Consider the following 19,949-nt stretch of genomic DNA (forward strand, 5'->3'; position numbering starts at 1 on the left):
GCCCGTGTCATCCCATGGTTGCCCACGCGCGGACCGGAGCGCTCTGCGGAATCCGCGCAAGCCGAGCGGCTGCTTTCCGGAGGCCACAGAAACGCGTCAGCGGCCCGCACCCGGACGTACCCGCCCGGCGTCCGTCGCCGGCTCGGTCGCGGGTGCCGCCCCCGAGCGGCCTGCCATAGTGCGCAGCCGACTCGCGGAACGGAGTAGCACCGTTCCGGGCTGCATGGGTTGAGGACCTCCCTGGGCCTGCGCAGTTGTGCACCTTCCGTAGGACATGGCCGTCGAATCTGCGGCACGTGCACTGTGGCCGCCGGCAGAGCCGCCCGAACACTGGCTTCGGGCGCAGCGCCTGGGTGCAGGAGGACCGCTGGTCACATGAGCACAGACGGGACGAAGGTGGACGGAACTTTCGGGACGGGTATCCGACGGAGCCCCTGGCTCGCGGAGGCGCTGGCCGTCGAGCCTCCGACGGAGGGCACGGCCCTGAGGGGGCGGACGACCGCCGACGTGTGCATCGTCGGAGGCGGTTACACCGGTTTGTGGACGGCGCTGGAACTCAAGATCAGACGGCCGGACCTAGACGTTTGCCTGGTTGAGGCGGGGGTGTGCGGCAGCGGGGCCAGCGGCACCAACGCCGGCCTGCTGATGAATCTCTGGCCCAAGTTTCCCTCTCTGGAGGCGCTCGCGGGCCGGACCGAGGCCACCTGGCTGGCTCAGCAGTCGAGCAATGCCGTCGACGATGTCATCGGGTTCTGTCGCGACCACGACATCGAGGCCCACATCGAACGACGCGGCTGGTTGTGGGCGTCGAGTGCTCCGGCCCAGGACGGCGCGTGGACCGAATCGCTGAACCTCGTCGAGGGGCTCGACGGTGCTCCCTTCCGGGTCCTCGACGGTGATACCGCCCGAGCCCTGGGGAGCACGGCGCTGCGTGGAGGGGTTCTCGACCCCACGTCGGCGACTCTTCAGCCGGCACTGCTCGTCCGGGGCCTGCGTCGGGTGGCGGTCGAGCGGTATGGGGTCCGGATCTACGAGCACACCCCGATGAGGGCCACGGAGGAGCGGGGCAACTGCACCCACGTCGTCACATCGCACGGGCGGGTCGAGGCCGGCGCGGTCGTGCTGGCGATCAACGCCTGGATGAGTGCCTTCGCCCACGTCCGACGGACCATGGTGATGAGCGCCAGCGACAACGCCATCACCCGTCCGCTGCCGCCCGAGCTGCTCGCCGGCGCGGGAGACCCGGGACTGGGCGTCAGCGACTCGACCCGGATGCTGAACTACTGGCGCACCACTCGGGACGCGCGCGTCGTCTTCGGCAAGGGAGGGGTGGGGCTCGGATTCCGTCAGCACGGAGCACGGTCGATGTTCGGGCCGGTCCGACGCGACGCGATCATCCGGCGTAGTTCGACCGCCTCCTCCCAGCGCTGGCCGGGGAGGACTTCGCCGCGACCTGGCGGGCGCCGGTCGAGTACACCCTCACGTCGTTGCCCTACTTCCAGCAGCTGCCCGGTCGTAGCCGGGTGTGGTTCGGCACCGGCTACTCCGGTGATGGTGTGGGCCCCAGCCGCATGGGAGGTCGGATCCTCGCCAGTCTGGTGCTCGGCGAGGACGACGAATGGTCGAACTGCGCCTTCACGCAACCGCCGCGCGGCTGGCTGCCGCCCGAACCGTTCCGGTTCCTGGGCGGCCAGGTGGTGAAGCACGCCATGATCAGCAAGGAGCGAGCGGAGAACGACGGTCGGACGCCGGGCTCGGTCGTCGGCGCCCTGAGTCGCCTCGATCCGACGACCTGGGTCTGAGCCGCGGCGGCCCCGGTCGCGGCGTTCCGCAGCGACGTCCTCCGCTCACGGGCTCATCTCTCGGGCGCTCAGCCGCCGATGGCCGACATGGGCCGGGCCGGCTGGAGGAAGCTCGGGTCGTCGATGCCGTGGCCGGGCAGCTTCCCGAGGGTGGCGATCCGCCAGCGGTCGGCGATCTCGGCGTCGGTCGCGCCCTCGCGCATCGGCGTCCGCAGATCGGACTCCTCCCGCGCGAACAGGCAGTTGCGGACCTGGCCGTCGGCGGTGAGCCGCGTGCGGTCGCAGCTGCCGCAGAAGGAGCGGGTCACCGAGGCGATCACACCGACCGTGGCGGGTCCGCCATCGACCAGCCAGCGCTCGGCCGGTGCCGACCCGCGGGCCTCGGTGTCCGGCGTGAGCGTGTGCGCGGCCGACAGCCGCTCGAGGATGTCCTCGGCTGTCACCATCTCGCCCCGGGTCCACGCGTGGTGCGCGTCGAGCGGCATCTGCTCGATGAACCGGAGCTGGTAGCCGCGCTCCAGGCAGAAGTCGAGCAGCGGGACGGCGTCCTCCTCGTTCATCCCGCGCAGGAGGACGACGTTGACCTTGACCGGCGTCAGCCCGGCCGCCTGCGCCGCCGCGAGCCCGGCGAGGACGTCGTCGAACCGGTCGCGGTGGGTGAGCTGCTTGAACCTGTCGCGGTCGACGGTGTCGAGGCTGACGTTGATCCGGTCCAGCCCGGCCGCGGCCAGCGCCGGGGCGACCCGCGCCAGGCCGATCGCGTTCGTGGTGAGGCTGACCTCCGGACGGGGCTCCAGGGCGGTGGCGCCCGCGACGATGCCGACCAGGCCCGGCCGCAGCAGCGGCTCCCCGCCGGTGAAACGGACCTCGCGGATGCCGAGCTGCTCCACCCCGATGCGCACCAGCCGGACGATCTCCTCGTCGGTCAGCACCTCGACCTTGGGCAGCCAGTCGAGCCCCTCGGGCGGCATGCAGTAGGTGCACCGGAGGTTGCAGCGGTCGGTCAGCGAGACGCGCAGGTCGGTGGCGACGCGGCCGTGCCGGTCGACCAGCCCGCCGCTGCCCGGCGCGGGCGCCGCGACGACCCGGCGCGCCACGGGCTCAGGCAACGTCACTGCACATCCACGATGACATCGTGCCCGAATTGCACGGGTCCCACCGTTCTCTCGAGGCGTGAGCAGGGTCCACACCAGTCTCCAGCGAGCGCCCGGCTCGTGCGTAGGCACAATCCCGTCAGCGGGTCGTGGAAGTTGCGGTGATCCGTCAACCCGCCGGGAGATGACGCGGTGCGGTCGGATACCACGATGAGGAGCGGTGGACCGACGAGGAGAGTCGTCGCCGGCCAACGCCCTGCGGCGGGAGCGGGTGGCGATCCCACGGGTCGAGTGAGCCGTGGCGGCTGGTACGCCATCGCCTCTATCCATCCGTGTCGATCCGGTCCTGCTCGGATTCCGCAGCTAGACGGTTCCCTTTGTCGGTCCAGGGCAAGGCTTCGCGGTCGTGGATCTCGCGATACTGCTGGAGACACGCCTCGGATCCGGTGACGCCCTGCCGACACACAGCGCGCCAGCCGGGACGGTGCCGCGTGACACCACCTGTGGCGACATGTGTTCTGGAGAGGGCTCTCGTGACCAACAACAGCGGTACTGCTGCGCTGCAGCCGGAGCAGGAGATGCTCAACTGGGGACGGCTCATCCTGGATGGCGTGCCGTACGCCGATCTGGTGAGCGCCCGTGACCGCGACCCGTCCGTGACGTGGTTCGACCACTGGATGGAGACGGCCGCGAACTACGAGCGGCTCGGCGAGGAGGCGCAGGCCGCCGGTCACACGATCACCGCCGGCGAGTACTTCGTCCTCGGTTCGCTCGCGGCGCAGTACGCCCAGTTCCTCTGGTTCGACGACCGTCGTCGTGTCGGCCAGGAGCGCAAGGTGGAGCTCTACCGCCGTGCTGCGCCGCTGCTCAACCCGCCGGCCGAGCGCTTCGAGCTGACGGTGGACGGCGCCACCGTTCCCGGTTTCGTCCGCGTGCCCGCGGTCGGAAGCGGCCCTTACCCGACCGCCGTCCTGCTCGGCGGTCTGGAGTCCACCAAGGAGGAGAGCTACCAGTTCGAGCAGCAGCTCCTGGCGCGGGGCATCGCCACGGTCACCTTCGACGGGCCGGGGCAGGGCGAGATGTTCCCGGAGGTCCCGCTGCGCGGTGACTACGAGCGGTACACCTCCGCGGTCGTCGACTACGCCGAGAAGCTGCCGGAGGTCGACGCCTCGCGGATCGGGGTCGTCGGTCGCAGCCTCGGCGGGCACTACGCGCTGCGCAGCGCCGCCCTCGACCAGCGCTTCGTCGCCTGCATCTCCTGGGGTGGCTTCGCCGACATGGACTCCTACGACGACGAGACGCCGATGACGAAGGAGAGCTGGAAGTACGTGACCGCCTCGTCCACGCACGAGGAGGCACGCGAGCGGGTCACGAGGCTCATGGACGTCCGGTCGGAGCTCCACAAGCTCCGCGTCCCGACGTACATCCAGCACGGCATGCATGACGAGGTCCCGGTGAGCGAGGTCGACGTGGTCAAGCAGCTGGCCGTCGACGCACCGCTGACCATCGTCATCGAGCCCGACGGTGACCACTGCTGCCACAACCTCGGGCCGCGCCCCCGCTTCGAGATGATCGACTGGCTGGAGGAGCAGCTCAAGCCGCGCCCCTGACACCAGCTCTTCGCTGCGCTGCTGCCCTCCACCGGTCCGCCGGTAGAGGGCAGCAGCGTTTCGGCATGTCCGGCCTGAACGGCGGCAGGTGAGCTCGTCATTCGCGGAGAGCACCGTCCGCTGGGGCCGGTGTTGCCCTCGGTCATCCGCGCTGCGACTGCCCGCCTGCGGGATCGGAAGAAAAGCCTCCCGCGCTTGTCGCCTGCTGTGTACTTCGACACATCGGTGCGCCTGCACGCTTCTCGCCAACGAGGTCACGGACTGAGTGACCACCGCGAGAAGGAGAGCTGACATGAGGGTGACCGGGGTGGGACCGCGTCGTCGCTGGGCGACGTCCGTGGTGGCGGCGTCGGCCGCGCTGGCGCTGACCGCGTGCAGCAGCGAGTCAACCGCTGGCAGTGGCTCCGACGGCGAGCCCGTCAACGAGGAGGCCGCACAGGTGGTCCAGGAGGCCCAGGAGCGCATCGAGGCCCGGCTCGCCGGCGAGACGTACGAGGAGCCGCCGAGCGAGGGACCGGCAGCCGTCAGCGGTGCCCGGGTCGCGATGGTGAACGTCGGTACCCAGGCACCCACCGGCGCCTACGTCGCCGAGAACGCGGAAGAGATCGCCGGGATCATGGGCTGGGAGCTCAGCATCTACGACGGCGAGTTCAACCCGACCAAGTTCCAGGAGGGCATCCGGCAGGCCATCGCCGCGCAGGCCGACGTCATCTGGCTCTTCGCGGTCGACTGCCCAGTAGCTCGCACCGCGCTGGAGGAGGCCAAGGCCGCCGGTATCCCGGTCATCTCGCAGGAGGGGGCCGACTGCAGCGACGTCGAGGACGGCGCTCCGAGTTTGTTCACCCACAACCTCGAGTTCGCCGACGGCGACTTCATCGAGTGGGGCCGGGCGCTGGGCGCGGCGCAGGCGGACTACCTCATCGCCGAGACGGGCGGGAATGCCCGCGTCATCGAGATCTCCGTACCCGACCTCTACGTGACCGCGGCCCTGCACGAGGGATTCGTCGAGCGCATGGAGGAGTGCTCGACATGCGAGATCCTGCAGACGATCGAGAACTCCGCCGCGGCGCTCGGCCCGGAGCTGCAGGCCAAGATCGAGCAGGCTCTGCTGCGCAATCCGGACGCCAACGGGCTCGCCGTGTCCTACGACGACCTGATGACCGCGGGCGGGGCGGCCGCGGTGATGGCCTCAGGTCGATCGGACGATCTCGCGGTCGTCGCGGGCACCGGCTTCGAGCCCAACATCGAATTGGTCCGGAACGACCAGGGCCAGGACGCCGGCTACGGCATCGACTACGGCTACGAGACCTGGGCCGGTGCTGACCTGGTGAACCGGTTCTTGGCCGGTGCCGAGATCGGCCCCTCCGGGGACAGCCTGGGTTTCTACGACCGGGACAACCTGCCGGGGAGTGGCTCCTACACCAGCCCCATCGACTACCGCCCGGCGTACACGGAGGTCTGGCAGGGATGACCGACGGGTTGACCACTCCGGCGGGACCCGCCGGTCCGAGCAACGGTGGTCTGGCGCTGGCGAGCACTGGGGTCACCAAGACCTACGGTGTTACCAAGGCGCTCGACGACGTGAACGTCAGCGTCAGCGCTGGCCGCATCCACGCGCTGATGGGCGGCAACGGCTCAGGGAAGTCGACGTTCATCAAGGTGCTCGCCGGGGTGGTCACCCCGGAGGACGGGCGGCTCCTCCTGTCAGGGGAGTGGAGCGACGCACGCTCGCACACCCCCGCACGGGCTAAGGCTGCAGGCCTGCACTTCGTGCACCAGCAGAACTCCACGTTCCCCGACCTGACAGTGGCGGAGAACCTGGCGCTTGGCCGGGGATTCGAGCAGACGCGGGTGGGAAGCATCGCGTGGCGAGCGCAGCGCGACCGGGCTCAGGCGGTGCTCGACCGGTTCGAGATCTCGGTCTCGCCCGACGCCGCGGTGGTCCGCCTCAGCGCTGCCAACCAGATGATGGTCGCCATCGCGCGGGCTCTGCAGGATCAGGACCAGGCCGGCGGGCACGGCGTCCTGATCCTCGACGAACCGACGGCCAGCCTGCCCAAGCACGAGGTGGAGGTCCTCCTCGACGCGTTGCGCCGCTACGCGGCAGCGGGCCAGACGATCGTCTACGTCTCCCACCGGCTCGAGGAGGTGACCGCGATCGCCGACGAGGTGACCGTCTTGCGCAACGGTCGGGTCGCCTCGGTGCTCTCCGGCGGCGAGATCACCCATGACGCCCTCGTCGAGGGCATCACCGGAGCCCGGCTGTCGGTGATGAGTGCCTCGGAGTCGAATCCCCCGGCCGTCGACTCCGAGGCGCCGGTCCTCACCGCCCGGACGGCGGACGGGCAGGAGGCGGTCTGCCTCCGGCCCGGCGAGATCGTCGGAGTGGCCGGCCTACTGGGCTCTGGGCGTTCCCGGATGCTCAAGCAGCTCTTCGGCGTCCTGCCGAGGCCGGAGCTCAGCGTCGACCTCGCAGGACGCTCCCTCAGACCGGACGACGTGCGCGAGGCGATGCGGCGAGGAATAGCGTTCGTGCCCGAGAGCCGGTTGGCGGAGGCGGCATTCCCCGAGCTGAGCATCGCCGAGAACCTGTCGATCGCCCGGCTCGAGGAGTACTCCACCGCGGGGTACGTGCCCTCCCGCCGTGAGCGGGGGATCGCCGGTCGTCTGATCAGCACGTTCGGGGTCAAGGCGCCTTCCGCCGCGGCTCCCCTCACCGCACTCTCTGGTGGCAACCAGCAGAAGGTCATCCTCGCCCGGTGGCTGCAGCGCGAGCCCAGGGTCCTCCTTCTGGACGAACCGACGCAGGGCGTCGACATCGGGGCGCGCAACGAGATCTATGCCCTCGTCCGCCGCGCTGCACTGAGCGGGATGGCGGTGCTCGTGGCGTCGTCCGACTTCGACGAACTCGCTCAGCTCTGCCACCGGGCGATCGTGGTCAGCAAGGGCCGCGTGGTCCGGCGGCTCGATGGACCCCCCACCGAAGACCTGCTCAACGATGCCGTGTACCAACAGGAGAAGTCAGCATGACCCAGACCGTCGACACCAGCCCTCAGGAGCCTTCCGCGGTGGATCGTCCCGCGCCGAGCGGACGTCCTGCCAGGCGGCGCCTGGCCTCCTTCCTCGAGGCCTACGCGCTCCTGGTCATGCTGGTGGTGATCGCTCTGTTCTTCACGTTCTGGCCGGAGACGTCGTCGACGTTCCCGACCGCGGCCAACATGCGGATTCTCGTTGCCAGCCAGGCGGTCATCGGAGTCATCGCCATCGGTGCGCTGCTGCCCTTGCTGGTCCAGGAGTTCGACCTCTCGGTGGGCGCGGTGGCGGGGGTGTCGGCGATCTTCGTCGCGGCGTATCTCTCCGATGACGGAAGCGTGCTGGTGGGGGTCCTGCTCGCGGTGGCCATCGGGCTGGTCGTCGGCACGATCAACGCGCTCTTGGTGACGCGCGCTCACGTGAGCGGCGTCATCACCACGCTCGGCATGTCGACCATCCTCGCCGGGGTCATCCTGCAGAGGACCGGAGGCCTGGCCCTGTCCAGCGACATCCCCGCAGCGCTCACGTCATTCGGCACGGGATTGCTGGCCGGCGTGCCGTTCATCTTCGTGACGCTCATCGTCATCGCGGGCATCGTGTACTTCGTCCTGGCGCACACGTCGTTCGGGCGCGCGATCTACGCGGTGGGGTCGAACAGCGAGGCGGCCAAGCTGGTCGGACTGCGGACGGATCTCATCCGCGGGATCGCCCTGGTCGCAGGCAGCACGCTGTGCGCAGTAGCCGGCCTGCTCTACGTCGCTCGTGCCGGCGGAGCCTCGCCCAACGTGGGGATCAACTTCACGCTGCCGGCGCTCGCTGCCGCGTTCCTGAGCGCTGCCGCGGTCCGCCCCGGTCGCTTCAACGTCTGGGGGACCATCATCGCGATCTTCTTCCTGGCGGTCCTCAACAACGGACTGAACCTGGCGGGGATGCCGCGCTACGTGAACGACTACGTCAACGGGGGGGCGCTGATCATCGGCGTCGCGCTCGCAGCTGCCCTGTACCGGCGTCGGACCACCTGACCCGCGACCCCGGACGCACGGCTCACGCTCCGGTGCCCGCCGATCGTGCCTTCACGGACGGCGGGCACCGGCCTCGTCAGACGCCGTGCCCGGCCGGCAACGCCTCGCGAGGTGCGAGCGGTCCCGGGGCGGTGCCGTCACCGAACGGGGAGCCGCTGAGGGCTTCGCGACCGTGGGCCGTCAGCCAACCGGACAGGTCTGGTCCGCGGGGAACGATCCGCGTCGGGTTGATGTGTGCGTGCACGACGTAGAAGTGCTGCTTCGCCTCGACGAAATCGACGGTGTCGCCGAACCCGGGCAGCTGGAAGAGGTCACGGGCGTAGGCCCAGAGCACCGGCATCTCGGTCAGCTTGTGCCGGTTGCACTTGAAGTGGCCGTGGTACACGGCGTCGAAGCGGACGAGGGTGGTGAACAGTCGGACGTCGGCCTCGGTGATCGATCCGCCCATGAGGAAGCGCCGGGTGGCCAACCGGTCCGACAGCCAGTCCAAGGTGCCGAAGAGGCGCTCGTATGCCCGCTCGTACGCCTCCTGCGACCGGGCGAAGCCGCACCGGTAGACACCGTTGTTGACGTCGGTGTAGATGCGCTCCATCACCGCGTCCATCTCGTCACGCAGCGGCTCCGGATACAGGTTTGGAGCCCCCGCGCGGTGGAGCGCCCCCCATTCGGTAGCGAAGTCGAGCGTCATCTGCGCGAAGTCGTTGGTCACCACAGACCGCGAGGGGACGTCGACGAGCGCCGGCACCGTGATGCCCTTGTCGTAGTCCGGGAACCGAGCGAAGTACGCCTCCTGGAGTCGCTCGTACCCCAGGACCGGGTCGCGCCCATCGGGTTCGAGGTCGAACGTCCAACTGCGCTCGTCGTGCGTAGGCCCGCACGTAGCCATCGATAGTGCGTCCTCCAGGCCGAGCAGCCGGCGCACGATGATGGCCCGGCTCGCCCAGGGGCACGCCCGCGCGACGACCAGCCGGTACCGACCGGGCTCCACCTGCCACGGGCCTGAACCGTCGGTCGTGATTCGGTCGGTGATGTAGTTGGAGGCGCGCCGGAATTCCTGCTGCTCAGTGCCGGCATGCCCGGCCTGGTCATCGCTCATGCTGGTCCCGCCCTGTCGCCTCGTGGTCCGCACACTGGGGTGGAGCTCGATCGCCGGGTTCGGCAGAGGCTTCGCGCCTTGCCTGGACCTCGCTGGCGATCGATTTTCGGGGTGACGAAACGTCGCTGGGCAGCCGCCGGGTGCCACGGCCGGCCAGCACCGTCCGGGAGACAACCCGCTCAGTCCCCGGCGGTGGGGGACTCCCCGAGGTGGATGTCGAGCGCGCTCGTGTCGGATGACGCACCCTCCTGCGCGGCCGTCTGCTCCCGGCCGGCCACGGCGTCACGAGCCATCCCGAAGAGGGCTTGGGGGTGCACGGGCACCCGTCGCACGCGGAACTCGCCACCGAGCGCGTCGTCGATGGCGCCGGCGACGGCGGCACCGACCGCGATGAGCCCGACCTCCCCGAGTCCCTTGGCACCGAACGGGTTGTTGGGAGTCGGTGCGTCCTCGGTGATGAAGTAGTCGACGCGTGGCATGACGTCAGCGGTGGGGAGCAGATAGTCCATGAACGACGTCGCCAGCGGCTGACCGGCCTCGTCGTACAGGAACTCCTCGAAGAGGGCGCCCCCGATGCCCTGCGCCGCGGCGCCGATGATCTGCCCCTCGGTGGTGAGCCGGTTGATCACCTTGCCGGCCTCCGTGCTGACGAAGAACTTCCGGATCGTGTGGCTGCCCGTGGTCGGGTCCACCTCCATCTGCACCAGCGTGATCCCGTAGGGGTAGTTCATGTGGTCGTCGAGGTAGACGGCGTCGGCACCGAGCCCGGGCTCCTTGCCGGCCAGCCGGGCGGAGTAGTTGTCGAATCGCTGCGCGATCTCGGTCAAGGTCAGGGACATTCCCGGTGTCCCCACCACCTGGACCTTCCCGTCGCGCAGCTCGAGGTCGGAGACGTCGACCTCGAGCATCTCGCTGGCGAGCTCGAGCGCCTTGTCGCGCGTCTTGATCGCGGCGAGGCGGGCGGCGCCACCGGCCAGGACGGTGGACCGGCTCGACCAGGAACCGACGCCGTCCGGGATGAGGTCCGTGTCGCCGTGAAGCACGTCGATGATGTCCGGCTCGATGCCGAGCTGGTCGGCGACGATCTGGGCCAGGATGGTCTCCACGCCCTGGCCCACGTTCGAGGCGCCCGTCAGCACGCGGACGCGTCCGGTCTCGTCCACCTCGACCGATCCGGTCTCGTACAGGCCGAGACCAGCCTTGTCCATGAGCAGCCCGACACCGTTGCCGACGAGGCGCCCCTGGGCCCGCAGCTCCTCCGCCTCGGCGCGCCAGGCATCGAAGTCGGCAGCCACGAGCGCCTTCTGCACGTGGTCGAGCACGTCCCCGGAGTTGAACGAGTAAGGCTCGAACGCGATCTCGATGCCCGGCTCGTAGGGGAGGTCGGCGGCAGTCAGGAGATTGCGGAGCCGGAGCTCCACGGGGTCCATGCCGATCTCGGAAGCGGCGAGGTCGAGGAGCCGTTCGCGGGCGAAGGTCCCTTCGAAGCGGCCCGGTGCCCGGTAGGCGGCCAAGGGTGTCTTGTTCGTCAGCACGGCGTGCAGATCCACGTCGTACGCGGGAACCCGGTAGGGGCCGATGATCATGCCGGCCGTGATGTCGCTGACCAGGGGCTCGGCCTGGCGCATGAATGCACCGTGGTTGTGCCAGACCTCGTCTCGGAGCGCGAGGATCCTGCCCTCGGCGTCGAAGGCGCCCGAGATGCGGTGGACCTGCTCTCGCGCGTGCGCGATGCCGACCATGTGCTCGACCCGGTCCTCGATCCACTTCACCGGCCGCCCAAGGAGCTGGGCGGCGTGCGCGACGAGGACGTACTCCGGGAAGGCACCGCCCTTGACGCCGAAGTTGCCGCCGACGTCCGTGTGGCGCATGCGCATGCTGCTCTGCGGCATTCCCAGCATCTTGGCCATGACCCGGCGGGAGTCGTGCACGTGGACGGGGCCCCACATCCACAGCTCCTTGCGCGCGGGGATCGGCTCGACGATGCAGCCGCGGGTCTCCATCGGGATCCCAGTGTGGCGACCGACCACGAACTCCCCGGACACCACGTGGGCCGCCTGCGCGAAGGCGGTCTCGACGTCGCCGTACTGCTTGAGGAACCTCGCTGGCTCGTTCCCTCCCGGGAGCAGGTGCGTGCTCGACGTCGCCGCCTCGACCGGGTCGAGGAGGACCGGGAGCTCCTCGTAGTCGACGCTCACGAGCTCGGCCGCGTCCTCGGCCAGGTACGGGTCCTCGGCGATGACGGCGGCGACCGGCTGGCCCACGTAGAGCACCTTGTCCACGGCGAGCAGGGGATGCCCGAACTCGTCGATCCGGGGAAACATCTCGTGGTAGCCGATCTCCTCGATGGGGATCAGGCCGAGGTGGCGGACGTCCTCGCCGGTCAGCACCAACCGGACACCCGGTAGCGCCCGAGCCGCCTCCGTGTCGATCGCGAGGATCCTCGCGTGGGCCATCGTGGCGCGGACGACCCGCATCGACAGGCCGCCGGCCACCTCGACGTCGTCGACGAAGATGCCCTGACCGCGCAGGAGGCGGCGGTCCTCGATCCGTGGTGTGCGGCCGCCGACGTGCTTGGCCTCTGGCGCACGGCTGGAGCTGGTGACGGTCATGCGGGGTGTCGACCTTCCGCTTCGTGGGGTGGAGCACAGTATCGAGCCGCCGGAGTGCGCCTCCTTGCTCGGAATCCGAAGGTCGAGTCGCTGGATTGCCCGCAGACGACAACAGGGTGAACTCCCACCGACTCCGCACCGCGCGCGAACGGTGCGTCCGGGGGCCCCGCCCAGTTTGGCCACTCCGCTGGCTCCCGTCGTCCGTGGCCGGCGTGAACGGTGGAACCTGCGGTCCAGCGGAGTACATGGATGGACAAACCGATCTGTCACTTCTGCTGATCCGAGACATTCCGCAGGGTGCGCGGGTCCGGATACTCCACAGCAGTCGCCGCGGGGGAGCCCGGGACGCCGTTCCTCGCTGACACCAGCGGTCCGCTGCACCTGTTCGAAGGAGAGCCGAGTGGCATACGACGTCATCGTTGTCGGTGGAGGGTTCGCCGGCCTCCGGGCCGCGCGCGATCTCGCAGCAGCGGGCTCCTCCGTGGTCCTCTTCGAGGGCGGGGATCGCCTCGGCGGCCGTGCCTACACCCGCGCCTCCCAGCTGTTCCCCGAGATCCAGGTCGAGATCGGCGGTACGTACCTGGAGCGGCACCACCACCCGCGGTTGGCCGGTGAGCTCGATCGCTACGGGGTGGCCACGGCCCCAGCCCCGGAGGTCAGCGTCTTCCGCAACCGCCTCGGACCGGGCGACCACGACAGTGCCTTCCCCATCCCGGGGGAGGAGGCCGCAGCCGTCGAGACGGGCCTATACCGGATGCTCCGCGACGCTCATCGCATCGACATCACTGCAGGGCTGGAGAACCAGGGTCTCGACGATCTCGACATCCCGCTCACCGACTACGTCGACACGCTGGGCCTCGGACCCGTGGCCAGGCAGCTCGTCCTCTCCTGGAGCTGGAACATGCTGGGACAGCATCCTTCGAAGTCCTCGGCGCTGTGGGCGCTCCAGCAGATCGCCTCCCACGGATACAGCGTGCTCGGCGTCGTCCTCTCGCTCGACGAAGTCGTCCCTGCCGGCATGAACCAGCTGGTGGCCGCCATGGCCGCCGATGTCCCGGAGGTCGTCCTCGGAGCGCGGGTGACCTCCGTCGACCGGCAGGACGACGGGTCCTACGACGTGGTGGTCGAGCGCGGCGGCGAACGAGAGCACCACCGCGCTGCGCACGTGGTGATCGCGACACCGTTCAACACGTGGCGGAACATCACGCTGGACCCGCCGCTCCCATCGGTCCGCGCTGATGAGGTGGCACGAGGGCATGCGTGCAGGGGACTCAAGCTGATCGTCCACGTCACGGGCGTGCCCGAGGGGCTGTCGTGCACCGGGGACGGCGTCTTCCCGACCGTGTACGACTACATGGCGACCCCGGACGGAGGGCGGTTCCTGGTCGCCTTCACCGACTCCGAGTCATTCGATCCGACCGATCTGGGAGCGGTCGCCGCTGCGATCCACCACTACGTGCCCGAGGCAGTCGTGCACGGCGTCGAGTACCACGACTGGGCGGCCGATCCGCTGTTCGGCGGCCCTTGGGTTTCCCCGTACGTCGGTCAGTTCAGCCGGATCCACAAGGGTCTCGGTGAGCCGCACGGCAAGGTGTACTTCATCGGGTCGGACGTCTCGCTGCAGTTCCCCGGCTACATCGAGGGAGCGCTGGAGACCGCTGACGTCGCCGTGACCCGCGTCCTGGGCATCTCCCCGGAACGGCCTGCTGTCGCGGCCCACGTCTGAGCATTCGGGGTCCACGGACGTTCGGCGACGTATCGGCGATGCGGCACCCCGCGCCCGGCGACTGATCCGACGGCCCACACCACGACCGCGCGCCCACGTGTCGACGAGAGGTCTGCATCGTGCCACCTGCTGATCATCACGAGATCCTCTTCGAGCCGGTCGCCATCGGCCCCAAGACCCTCCGCAACCGCTTCTACAACGTCCCCCACGGCACCGCGTACGGGGTTCTCCGCCCGTCCACGTGGGCCGCGTACCGGGCGGTGCGCGCAGAAGGTGGGTGGGCAGCCGTGTCGACGGAGTTCTCCAGTGTGGGCCCGAGCAGTGACGAGTTCCCGTTGCACTCGAGCGACATCTGGGACGAGGAGGACGCCCGTCGCCACCGCTTGATGGTGGAAGCCGTCCACGCCCATGGCGCTCTCGCCGGCATCGAACTCCACCACGGTGGCGCTCACGCGATGCGTCGGATCTCCCGTGAGCCCGCTCTCTCTCCCTCCGGTCTGGCGCCCGAGCTACCCCCACCGGCGGGTCCGCCCGGGACACCGAAGGTCATGACTCTGGACGACATCGAGCGGATCGAGCAGGCCTTCGTGGACGCCGCGGTGCGCGCACGCGACGTGGGCTACGACATCGTGGACGTGCTCGCGGGGTACGGCTACCTCTTCGCACAGTTCCTGTCGCCCTTCCACAACCACCGCACGGACAGGTACGGCGGATCGTTGGAGAACCGCGCGAGGTTCTGGCTGGAGACCCTCGGTCGCGTGCGCGACGCCGTGGGCGCCGACTGCGCGATCGCGACACGCCTTTCGGTCGAGACGCAGGGGCCGTGGGGGCACAGCGTCGAGGACAGCGTGGAGCTGGTCCGGATGGCCGATCCAGTGGTCGACCTCTGGGACCTCAACGTCGGATCCGTCCTCGACTGGGGGAGCGACATCAGTCCCTCGCGGGTCATCCCCGAGGGCCGGAACCTGGAGCTCTTCGGGCGGATACGTCTCGCCACGGAGAAGCCTGTGGTGGGTGTGTCGCGGTGGACGAGTCCCGACCTCATGGCGCAGGCCGTGCGATCCGGAGTCATCGACATCGTCGGATCCGCACGTCAGTCGATCGCGGATCCCTTCTTCCCGCGGAAGGTCCAGGAGGGCCGCATCGAGGACATCCGCGAGTGCATGGGGATCAACCAGTGCATCAGCAGCCTCGACCGGGGCAACATGACCTGCGCGCAGAATGCCACCGCGGGGGAGGAGTACCGGCGCGGGTGGCACCCGGAGCGCTTCGAACCCCTCACCCGCCCCGACGTGAGCGTCCTGGTGGTGGGTGCCGGCCCGGCAGGCATGGAGGCGGCGATCGGTCTCGCGAAGCGAGGGGCCGAGATGGTGCACCTCGTGGACGCCGCGGAGCACCTCGGCGGGCATCTCCGGTCGGTCCTCGAACTGCCGGGACTTCGGGAATGGGGACGATTCATCGACCACCGGATGATCCAGATCGAGAAGCTCCCGAACCTGCAGTTCATCCCGTCGACCAGGTTGAGCGCCGAGGACGTCCGCGACTACGGGGCCTCGCACGTGGTCGTGGCCACGGGCGCTCGCTGGTCGGGCACGGGGCTCACGCCCGGTACGCACGCTCCCCTGGAGGGGGTCGTCGAGGGGGCGGACCGGGTGTTCACGCCGGAGCAGCTGCTCGTCGAGGGCCGGCGCCCCGCTGGGGGGAGCCACGTCACGGTCTACGACGCCGAGGGCGTCTACATGGGCGCCGGCATCGCCCAGCTCCTCGCCGACGAGGGCTACGAGGTCTCCGTCGTCACGCCCCATGCCCAGGTGGCAGCCGAGGGTGACCTGACCCTGGACGGGCCGGCCATCCGGGCGTCGCTGCACAGCAGCGGCGTGGCGATGCACCGCGAGATCACGTTGACCGTTGCCGATCAGGGACGGGTCCTCGGGGTGGGCGAGTTCCAGGAGCCCTTCTCGTTGGAGACGGACGCTCTCGTCCTGGTGACGATGCGGGCACCGCTGGACGATCTGTACCAGGAGCTCGTCAGTGACCGCGAGACGCTCGCCGCAGTGGGCATCGAAGCCGTCCACCGCATCGGGGACGCGCTGTCGCCGCGCCCGATCGCCGAGTCGATGTTCGAAGGTCACCGACTGGCGCGCGAGTTCGAGTCGCCCGACCCCGCGGTCGCACTTCCCTACAAGCGCGAGCCGCTGCGGCTGGTCCTGAAGGACCGACCACGGTGAGTCGGATCCTGGTCACCGGCGCCGGCGGCACGACGGGCCGCCACGTGGTGGCCGCACTCATGTCGCGGGGCGCCACCGTCCGCGCAGCCTCGCGCAACCCCGCACGGCTCCTCCTCGAGGGGGTGGAAACCGCCCGATTCGACTGGCATGACGAGTCGACCTGGGTTCCTGCGCTCGACGGAGTGGACGGCGTGTACCTCGTGAAGCCGCACTCGGGCGATGTCGTCGAGGTCGTCGCCGATTTCCTGATCGCCATGGAGGTCGCCGGCGCGCGCCGGCTCGTGCTTCTCTCCGAGTGCGCCGCCGACACGCGGTCCGAGGACATCAGCGAACGTCGCGTCGAGCGGGCGGTGGAGGCCAGCGGCCTGGAGTGGACGATCCTGCGTCCGAACTGGTTCATGCAGGACATCGTCGACGAGGACTTCTTCGGGCCCATGATCCGGAACGACCGGATCATCGTGATGACGACGGGTGGGTCGGCCATCGCGTGGATCGACGCCCGCGACATCGCCGCGGCCGCAGCGGAGGCGCTCGTGACCGGTGGGTGGGCGGGCACTGCGCTCGAGCTCACCGGCCCCGAGGGACTGACGCTGGCCCAGGTCGCCGAGCGCATCGCCGCAGCCGCCGGCGGCTGCGTCCAGGCCATCGAGGAGAGCCTCCCCGAGGCCGAGAAGCGCATGCGCACCGATGGGCTCGACGAGGCGTCCGTCGCCTACATGACACGGATCGCCGAGAGCATCGTCGCGGGGCACACCGCCACCGTGACGGCCGAGGTCGAGCGGGTGACCGGTGGCCGGCCACGCCACATCGACGCCTTCCTGGCGGAGCACGCAGCAGAGCTGTGGCCGTCCGGCGACGTGAGGAATGAGTGAGCGAGACACTCGTAGGCTTCAGCGCGTGACACTCGAGGACGACCTGCGCATCCTGGCTGACGGGGTCCGGGAACGACTACCCGCGCTCGCCACGAAGATCGCGCGGCGATTGCGGGAGGAGATCCCGGAGTTCTACCTGCGCGACGATCCCGTCCTCAGGGCCGCGGAGAGCGAGACGATTACGACCTCGGTCCGGGACATCCTCGACGGCATGACGGAGGAGCGACCTCCGCCCGAGCAGGCGTCCGACACGCGCCTCCGGGAGGCTCGCCTCGCGGCCCAGGCCGACGTCGACCTCCATGCCCTCCTGCGCACGTCCCGGGTCGGCCAGGCCCTGACCTGGGACTGCATCCTGGAGGTCGCGGACGAACTGATCCCCGACTCCGCACGGCGGCTACCCGTCCTGCGGCATGTGAGCCAGTACCACTTCGCCTGGAACGACCGGGTCACGGCTTCGATCATCGAGGCCTACCAGCGGGAGTACCACGCGTTCTACATGCAAGGGCGTGACCGCAAGCGCCGTGCTCTGGTCCGGGATCTCCTCGCCGGCATCCCCGTCGACGAGGCCGCTCTCGGATACGCCATGCGTGGCCGGCACCTGGGTGTGATCGCCTGGGGCGCGGAACCGGAAGCGACCATCAAGAAGGCCGCCACCGCGCTCGGCTGGCAGTCACTGAGCGTCTCCGGAGCGGCCGGCACGGTCGTCGGGTGGCTGGGTCGGCCGAGCACTAGGACGACCGACGACAGCGACCTCAGCGCGGTCGAGGTGCCGCGGGAGACGTACCTAGCAGTCGGCCAGTACGCGAACGACGTCGAGGGGATGCAGCGGACCTACCGTCAGGCCTGGCAGGCCTACCGGGTCGCACGGATCCACCCGCAGCCGCTGACCCGTTACAGCACGATCGCCTTGGAGGCTCTGGTGCTGCGGGATCTACCAGCGGTCCGTGACTTCATCGTCGAACAACTGGGGCCGCTGTACGGCAAGGACGAGCGCGCCAAGGTCCTCCGGGAAACCCTGCGCGCCTACTTCGCCAGCGGGCAGAACGCCGCAGCGACGGCCTCGGTGATCGGCGTGCACGAACGTACGGTGGCCTATCGCCTCCGGTCCGCGGAGAAGGTGCTGGAGCGGTCGATCGCCACCGCGAGGGACGAACTCTCGATCGCACTGCGCATGTACGTCCTGCTGCAGGAGGACGAGCGGACGGACCTGGCAACACTGGAGGACCAGGTCCTCGGTCCTGCTCCGCTGTGATTCCTCTGCGGAATCCGGGCAGCCGATGCTCGCCAATTGTGAGAGAGCGCAGAGACATCGGCGGGTTGGTCCGGGCAGTGTGGAAGCCATTCCGCACACGGCATCCCATCGAGGTGCCGTCGCTGCGGGCTGGTGAGGAGGAGGCCGCCATGTCCGAGAGTGCGTGCGCCATGGAACGGGACCAGTGACGCGGTCGTGAAGCCCCCGTTGTTCGATTACGAGGCGCCGTCCACGGTGGAGGACGCAGCCCGGCTGCTCGCGGAGGGTGGCGAGGACGCGAAGCTCCTGGCAGGCGGTCAGAGCCTGATCCCTCTGCTCAACCTCCGGTTCGCGGCGCCGTCCCTGCTGATCGACCTGAACGGTGTCGACGGACTCGGACAGATCCGGGCCGAGGACGGGCAGCTGAGGCTGGGTGCGCTGGTGCGGCACAGCACGGTGGCCGGCGACCCGCTCGTGGCAGACCGGCATCCGCTGCTGAGCGAAGCGATGGGCTACGTCGCCCACCCCCAGATCCGCAACCGGGGAACGATCGGCGGCACGACCGCGCACGCGGACCCCGCTGCAGAGGTCCCGGTGGTGCTGCTGATGAGTGACGCGCGGGTCGTCGCCCGCTCCACGCGTGGACGACGGGAGATCGGGGTCGACGACCTCTTCGTCTCGATCTTCACGACCAGCCTCGAGCCGGACGAGATCATCAGCGAGGTGATCATCCCGGATCGTGCGGTGGAACCCGGCACGGCCGTCGGTTCCTCTTTCCAGGAGTTCGCCCGCCGGCACGGCGACTACGCAATCGGCGGGGCCGCTGCGATCGTCCACCTCGGCCCCGACGGCGTGTGCCGTTCGGCACGGGTCGGCCTGCTCGGGGCCGGGATGCGACCGGAGGAGTCGCGCGCTGCAGCGGCAGTGCTCGAGAGCGGCACCTTCTCGGAAAGGGCCGCGCGGGAGGCGGCAGCAGTGGCAACGACGGACATCAGCCCCCTGGGCAACGTGCACGGCGACCCGGACTACCGGCGCGAGGTCATCCGGGAGATGACCTTCCGCGCCGTCATGACGGCAGCCGACAAGGCGAAGGCGAGGATCGCGTGAAGCGGGAGATCGAGCTCGAGGTCAACGGCGACCGCTACCAGCGTGCGGTCGAACCGCGGATGTTGTTGTCGGACTTCATCCGACACGAGCTGCGGCTGACCGGCACGCACGTGGGCTGCGAGCACGGTGTCTGCGGCGCATGCACGGTGCTGTTCGACGGTGAACCGGTGCGCTCCTGCGTGATGCTCGCGGTCCAGGCCGATGGGCACAGCGTGCGGACGGTCGAGAGCCTCGCCCAGGGCGGTCAGCTCAACAGGCTGCAGCGTGCGTTCAACGAGTGTCACGGACTGCAGTGCGGGTTCTGCACCCCAGGTTTCCTGATGACGTTGCAGCCCGTCGTGGACGAGGGGAAGCAGCTCTCCGACGACGAGATCCGCGACGCGATCTCCGGGAACATCTGCCGGTGCACGGGCTATCAGCAGATCGTGGAGGCCGTCAGCCAGGCTCTCGCCGAACCGCAGGAGGACGAGCGGGCCGGCACGGCCTGACCAGGAGCCATCGTCTGATCCCCACGGC

Annotated in this window: 14 protein-coding genes and 1 pseudogene; 12 read left to right on the forward strand and 3 right to left on the reverse strand. The window is 69.5% G+C overall.

Translation table 11 applies throughout. The annotated features are described in order from the left end of the window. Positions 1-375: 375 nt before the first annotated feature. Both DCS98_RS24120 and DCS98_RS23630 read left to right on the forward strand, forming a co-directional pair. Positions 376-1,323, forward strand: a pseudogene (locus DCS98_RS24120) (NAD(P)/FAD-dependent oxidoreductase); the annotation flags it as partial. Between the two features lie 164 nt (positions 1,324-1,487). Further along, positions 1,488-1,802, forward strand: coding sequence for a hypothetical protein (locus DCS98_RS23630; protein ID WP_241037802.1), 315 nt, complete (start codon positions 1,488-1,490; stop codon positions 1,800-1,802). A gap of 68 nt (positions 1,803-1,870) precedes the next feature. On the opposite strand, the gene moaA is transcribed toward DCS98_RS23630, so the two are convergent. Beyond that, positions 1,871-2,917: a GTP 3',8-cyclase MoaA gene (moaA, locus tag DCS98_RS12625; RefSeq protein ID WP_241037805.1), complete on the reverse strand. Its 1,047-nt coding sequence runs from the start codon at positions 2,915-2,917 to the stop codon at positions 1,871-1,873. Between the two features lie 512 nt (positions 2,918-3,429). On the opposite strand from moaA, the gene DCS98_RS12630 reads away from it, so the two are divergent. The 4 genes from DCS98_RS12630 (at position 3,430) to DCS98_RS12645 (ending at position 8,561) form a co-directional block, all read left to right on the forward strand. Further along, on the forward strand, positions 3,430-4,506 hold the full coding sequence (locus DCS98_RS12630) for an alpha/beta hydrolase family protein (RefSeq protein WP_277394609.1): 1,077 nt from the start codon (positions 3,430-3,432) through the stop codon (positions 4,504-4,506). Positions 4,507-4,798: 292 nt separating this feature from the next. Further along, positions 4,799-5,977: a sugar ABC transporter substrate-binding protein gene (locus DCS98_RS12635; RefSeq protein WP_116451722.1), complete on the forward strand. Its 1,179-nt coding sequence runs from the start codon at positions 4,799-4,801 to the stop codon at positions 5,975-5,977. Beyond that, positions 5,974-7,536 carry a sugar ABC transporter ATP-binding protein gene (locus DCS98_RS12640; RefSeq protein WP_116451723.1) on the forward strand — a complete coding sequence of 521 codons (1,563 nt, stop codon included), beginning with the start codon at positions 5,974-5,976 and terminating at the stop codon, positions 7,534-7,536. Before DCS98_RS12635 ends, DCS98_RS12640 begins: the two co-directional genes overlap by 4 nt. Beyond that, positions 7,533-8,561: an ABC transporter permease gene (locus DCS98_RS12645; RefSeq protein ID WP_116451724.1), complete on the forward strand. Its 1,029-nt coding sequence runs from the start codon at positions 7,533-7,535 to the stop codon at positions 8,559-8,561. The genes DCS98_RS12640 and DCS98_RS12645 overlap by 4 nt, the downstream gene beginning before the upstream one ends. A gap of 76 nt (positions 8,562-8,637) precedes the next feature. On the opposite strand, the gene DCS98_RS12650 is transcribed toward DCS98_RS12645, so the two are convergent. Then, positions 8,638-9,657 (reverse strand): glutathione S-transferase family protein, encoded by a 1,020-nt coding sequence (locus DCS98_RS12650; RefSeq protein ID WP_116451725.1) that lies wholly within the window; start codon positions 9,655-9,657, stop codon positions 8,638-8,640. Positions 9,658-9,836: 179 nt separating this feature from the next. Next, positions 9,837-12,269 carry a xanthine dehydrogenase family protein molybdopterin-binding subunit gene (locus DCS98_RS12655; protein ID WP_116451726.1) on the reverse strand — a complete coding sequence of 811 codons (2,433 nt, stop codon included), beginning with the start codon at positions 12,267-12,269 and terminating at the stop codon, positions 9,837-9,839. A 400-nt stretch (positions 12,270-12,669) separates the two neighbouring features. Here DCS98_RS12655 and DCS98_RS12660 point away from each other — a divergent pair, with 400 nt between their 5' ends. From DCS98_RS12660 to DCS98_RS12685, 6 genes are all read left to right on the forward strand, one after another. Beyond that, positions 12,670-13,995: a flavin monoamine oxidase family protein gene (locus DCS98_RS12660; protein ID WP_241037808.1), complete on the forward strand. Its 1,326-nt coding sequence runs from the start codon at positions 12,670-12,672 to the stop codon at positions 13,993-13,995. 119 nt (positions 13,996-14,114) lie between these two features. Next, a complete protein-coding gene (locus tag DCS98_RS12665) occupies positions 14,115-16,223 on the forward strand; it encodes an oxidoreductase (protein WP_116451728.1) in 2,109 nt (702 codons plus the stop codon). Beyond that, positions 16,220-17,095 carry an NAD(P)H-binding protein gene (locus DCS98_RS12670; protein WP_116451729.1) on the forward strand — a complete coding sequence of 292 codons (876 nt, stop codon included), beginning with the start codon at positions 16,220-16,222 and terminating at the stop codon, positions 17,093-17,095. The genes DCS98_RS12665 and DCS98_RS12670 overlap by 4 nt, the downstream gene beginning before the upstream one ends. A gap of 25 nt (positions 17,096-17,120) precedes the next feature. Beyond that, positions 17,121-18,347, forward strand: a complete 1,227-nt coding sequence (locus tag DCS98_RS12675) for a PucR family transcriptional regulator (RefSeq protein ID WP_164704543.1) — start codon at positions 17,121-17,123, stop codon at positions 18,345-18,347. A 132-nt stretch (positions 18,348-18,479) separates the two neighbouring features. Further along, positions 18,480-19,433 carry an FAD binding domain-containing protein gene (locus tag DCS98_RS12680; protein ID WP_116451731.1) on the forward strand — a complete coding sequence of 318 codons (954 nt, stop codon included), beginning with the start codon at positions 18,480-18,482 and terminating at the stop codon, positions 19,431-19,433. Next, complete coding sequence (locus DCS98_RS12685) at positions 19,430-19,921, forward strand: (2Fe-2S)-binding protein (protein ID WP_277394610.1); 492 nt, start codon at positions 19,430-19,432, stop codon at positions 19,919-19,921. The genes DCS98_RS12680 and DCS98_RS12685 overlap by 4 nt, the downstream gene beginning before the upstream one ends. Positions 19,922-19,949: the final 28 nt, after the last annotated feature.

It is taken from the genome of Blastococcus litoris, from assembly GCF_003075095.1.
In the GTDB taxonomy this organism is placed as follows: domain Bacteria; phylum Actinomycetota; class Actinomycetes; order Mycobacteriales; family Geodermatophilaceae; genus Blastococcus_B; species Blastococcus_B litoris.

Coding starts and splice junctions, on each gene's coding strand:
- DCS98_RS12645 (WP_116451724.1), top strand. CDS start 7,533: ATGACCCAGACCGTCGACACCAGCCCTCAGGAGCCTTCCGCGGTGGAT.
- DCS98_RS12635 (WP_116451722.1), top strand. CDS start 4,799: ATGAGGGTGACCGGGGTGGGACCGCGTCGTCGCTGGGCGACGTCCGTG.
- DCS98_RS12655 (WP_116451726.1), bottom strand. CDS start 12,269: ATGACCGTCACCAGCTCCAGCCGTGCGCCAGAGGCCAAGCACGTCGGC.
- DCS98_RS12650 (WP_116451725.1), bottom strand. CDS start 9,657: ATGAGCGATGACCAGGCCGGGCATGCCGGCACTGAGCAGCAGGAATTC.
- DCS98_RS12640 (WP_116451723.1), top strand. CDS start 5,974: ATGACCGACGGGTTGACCACTCCGGCGGGACCCGCCGGTCCGAGCAAC.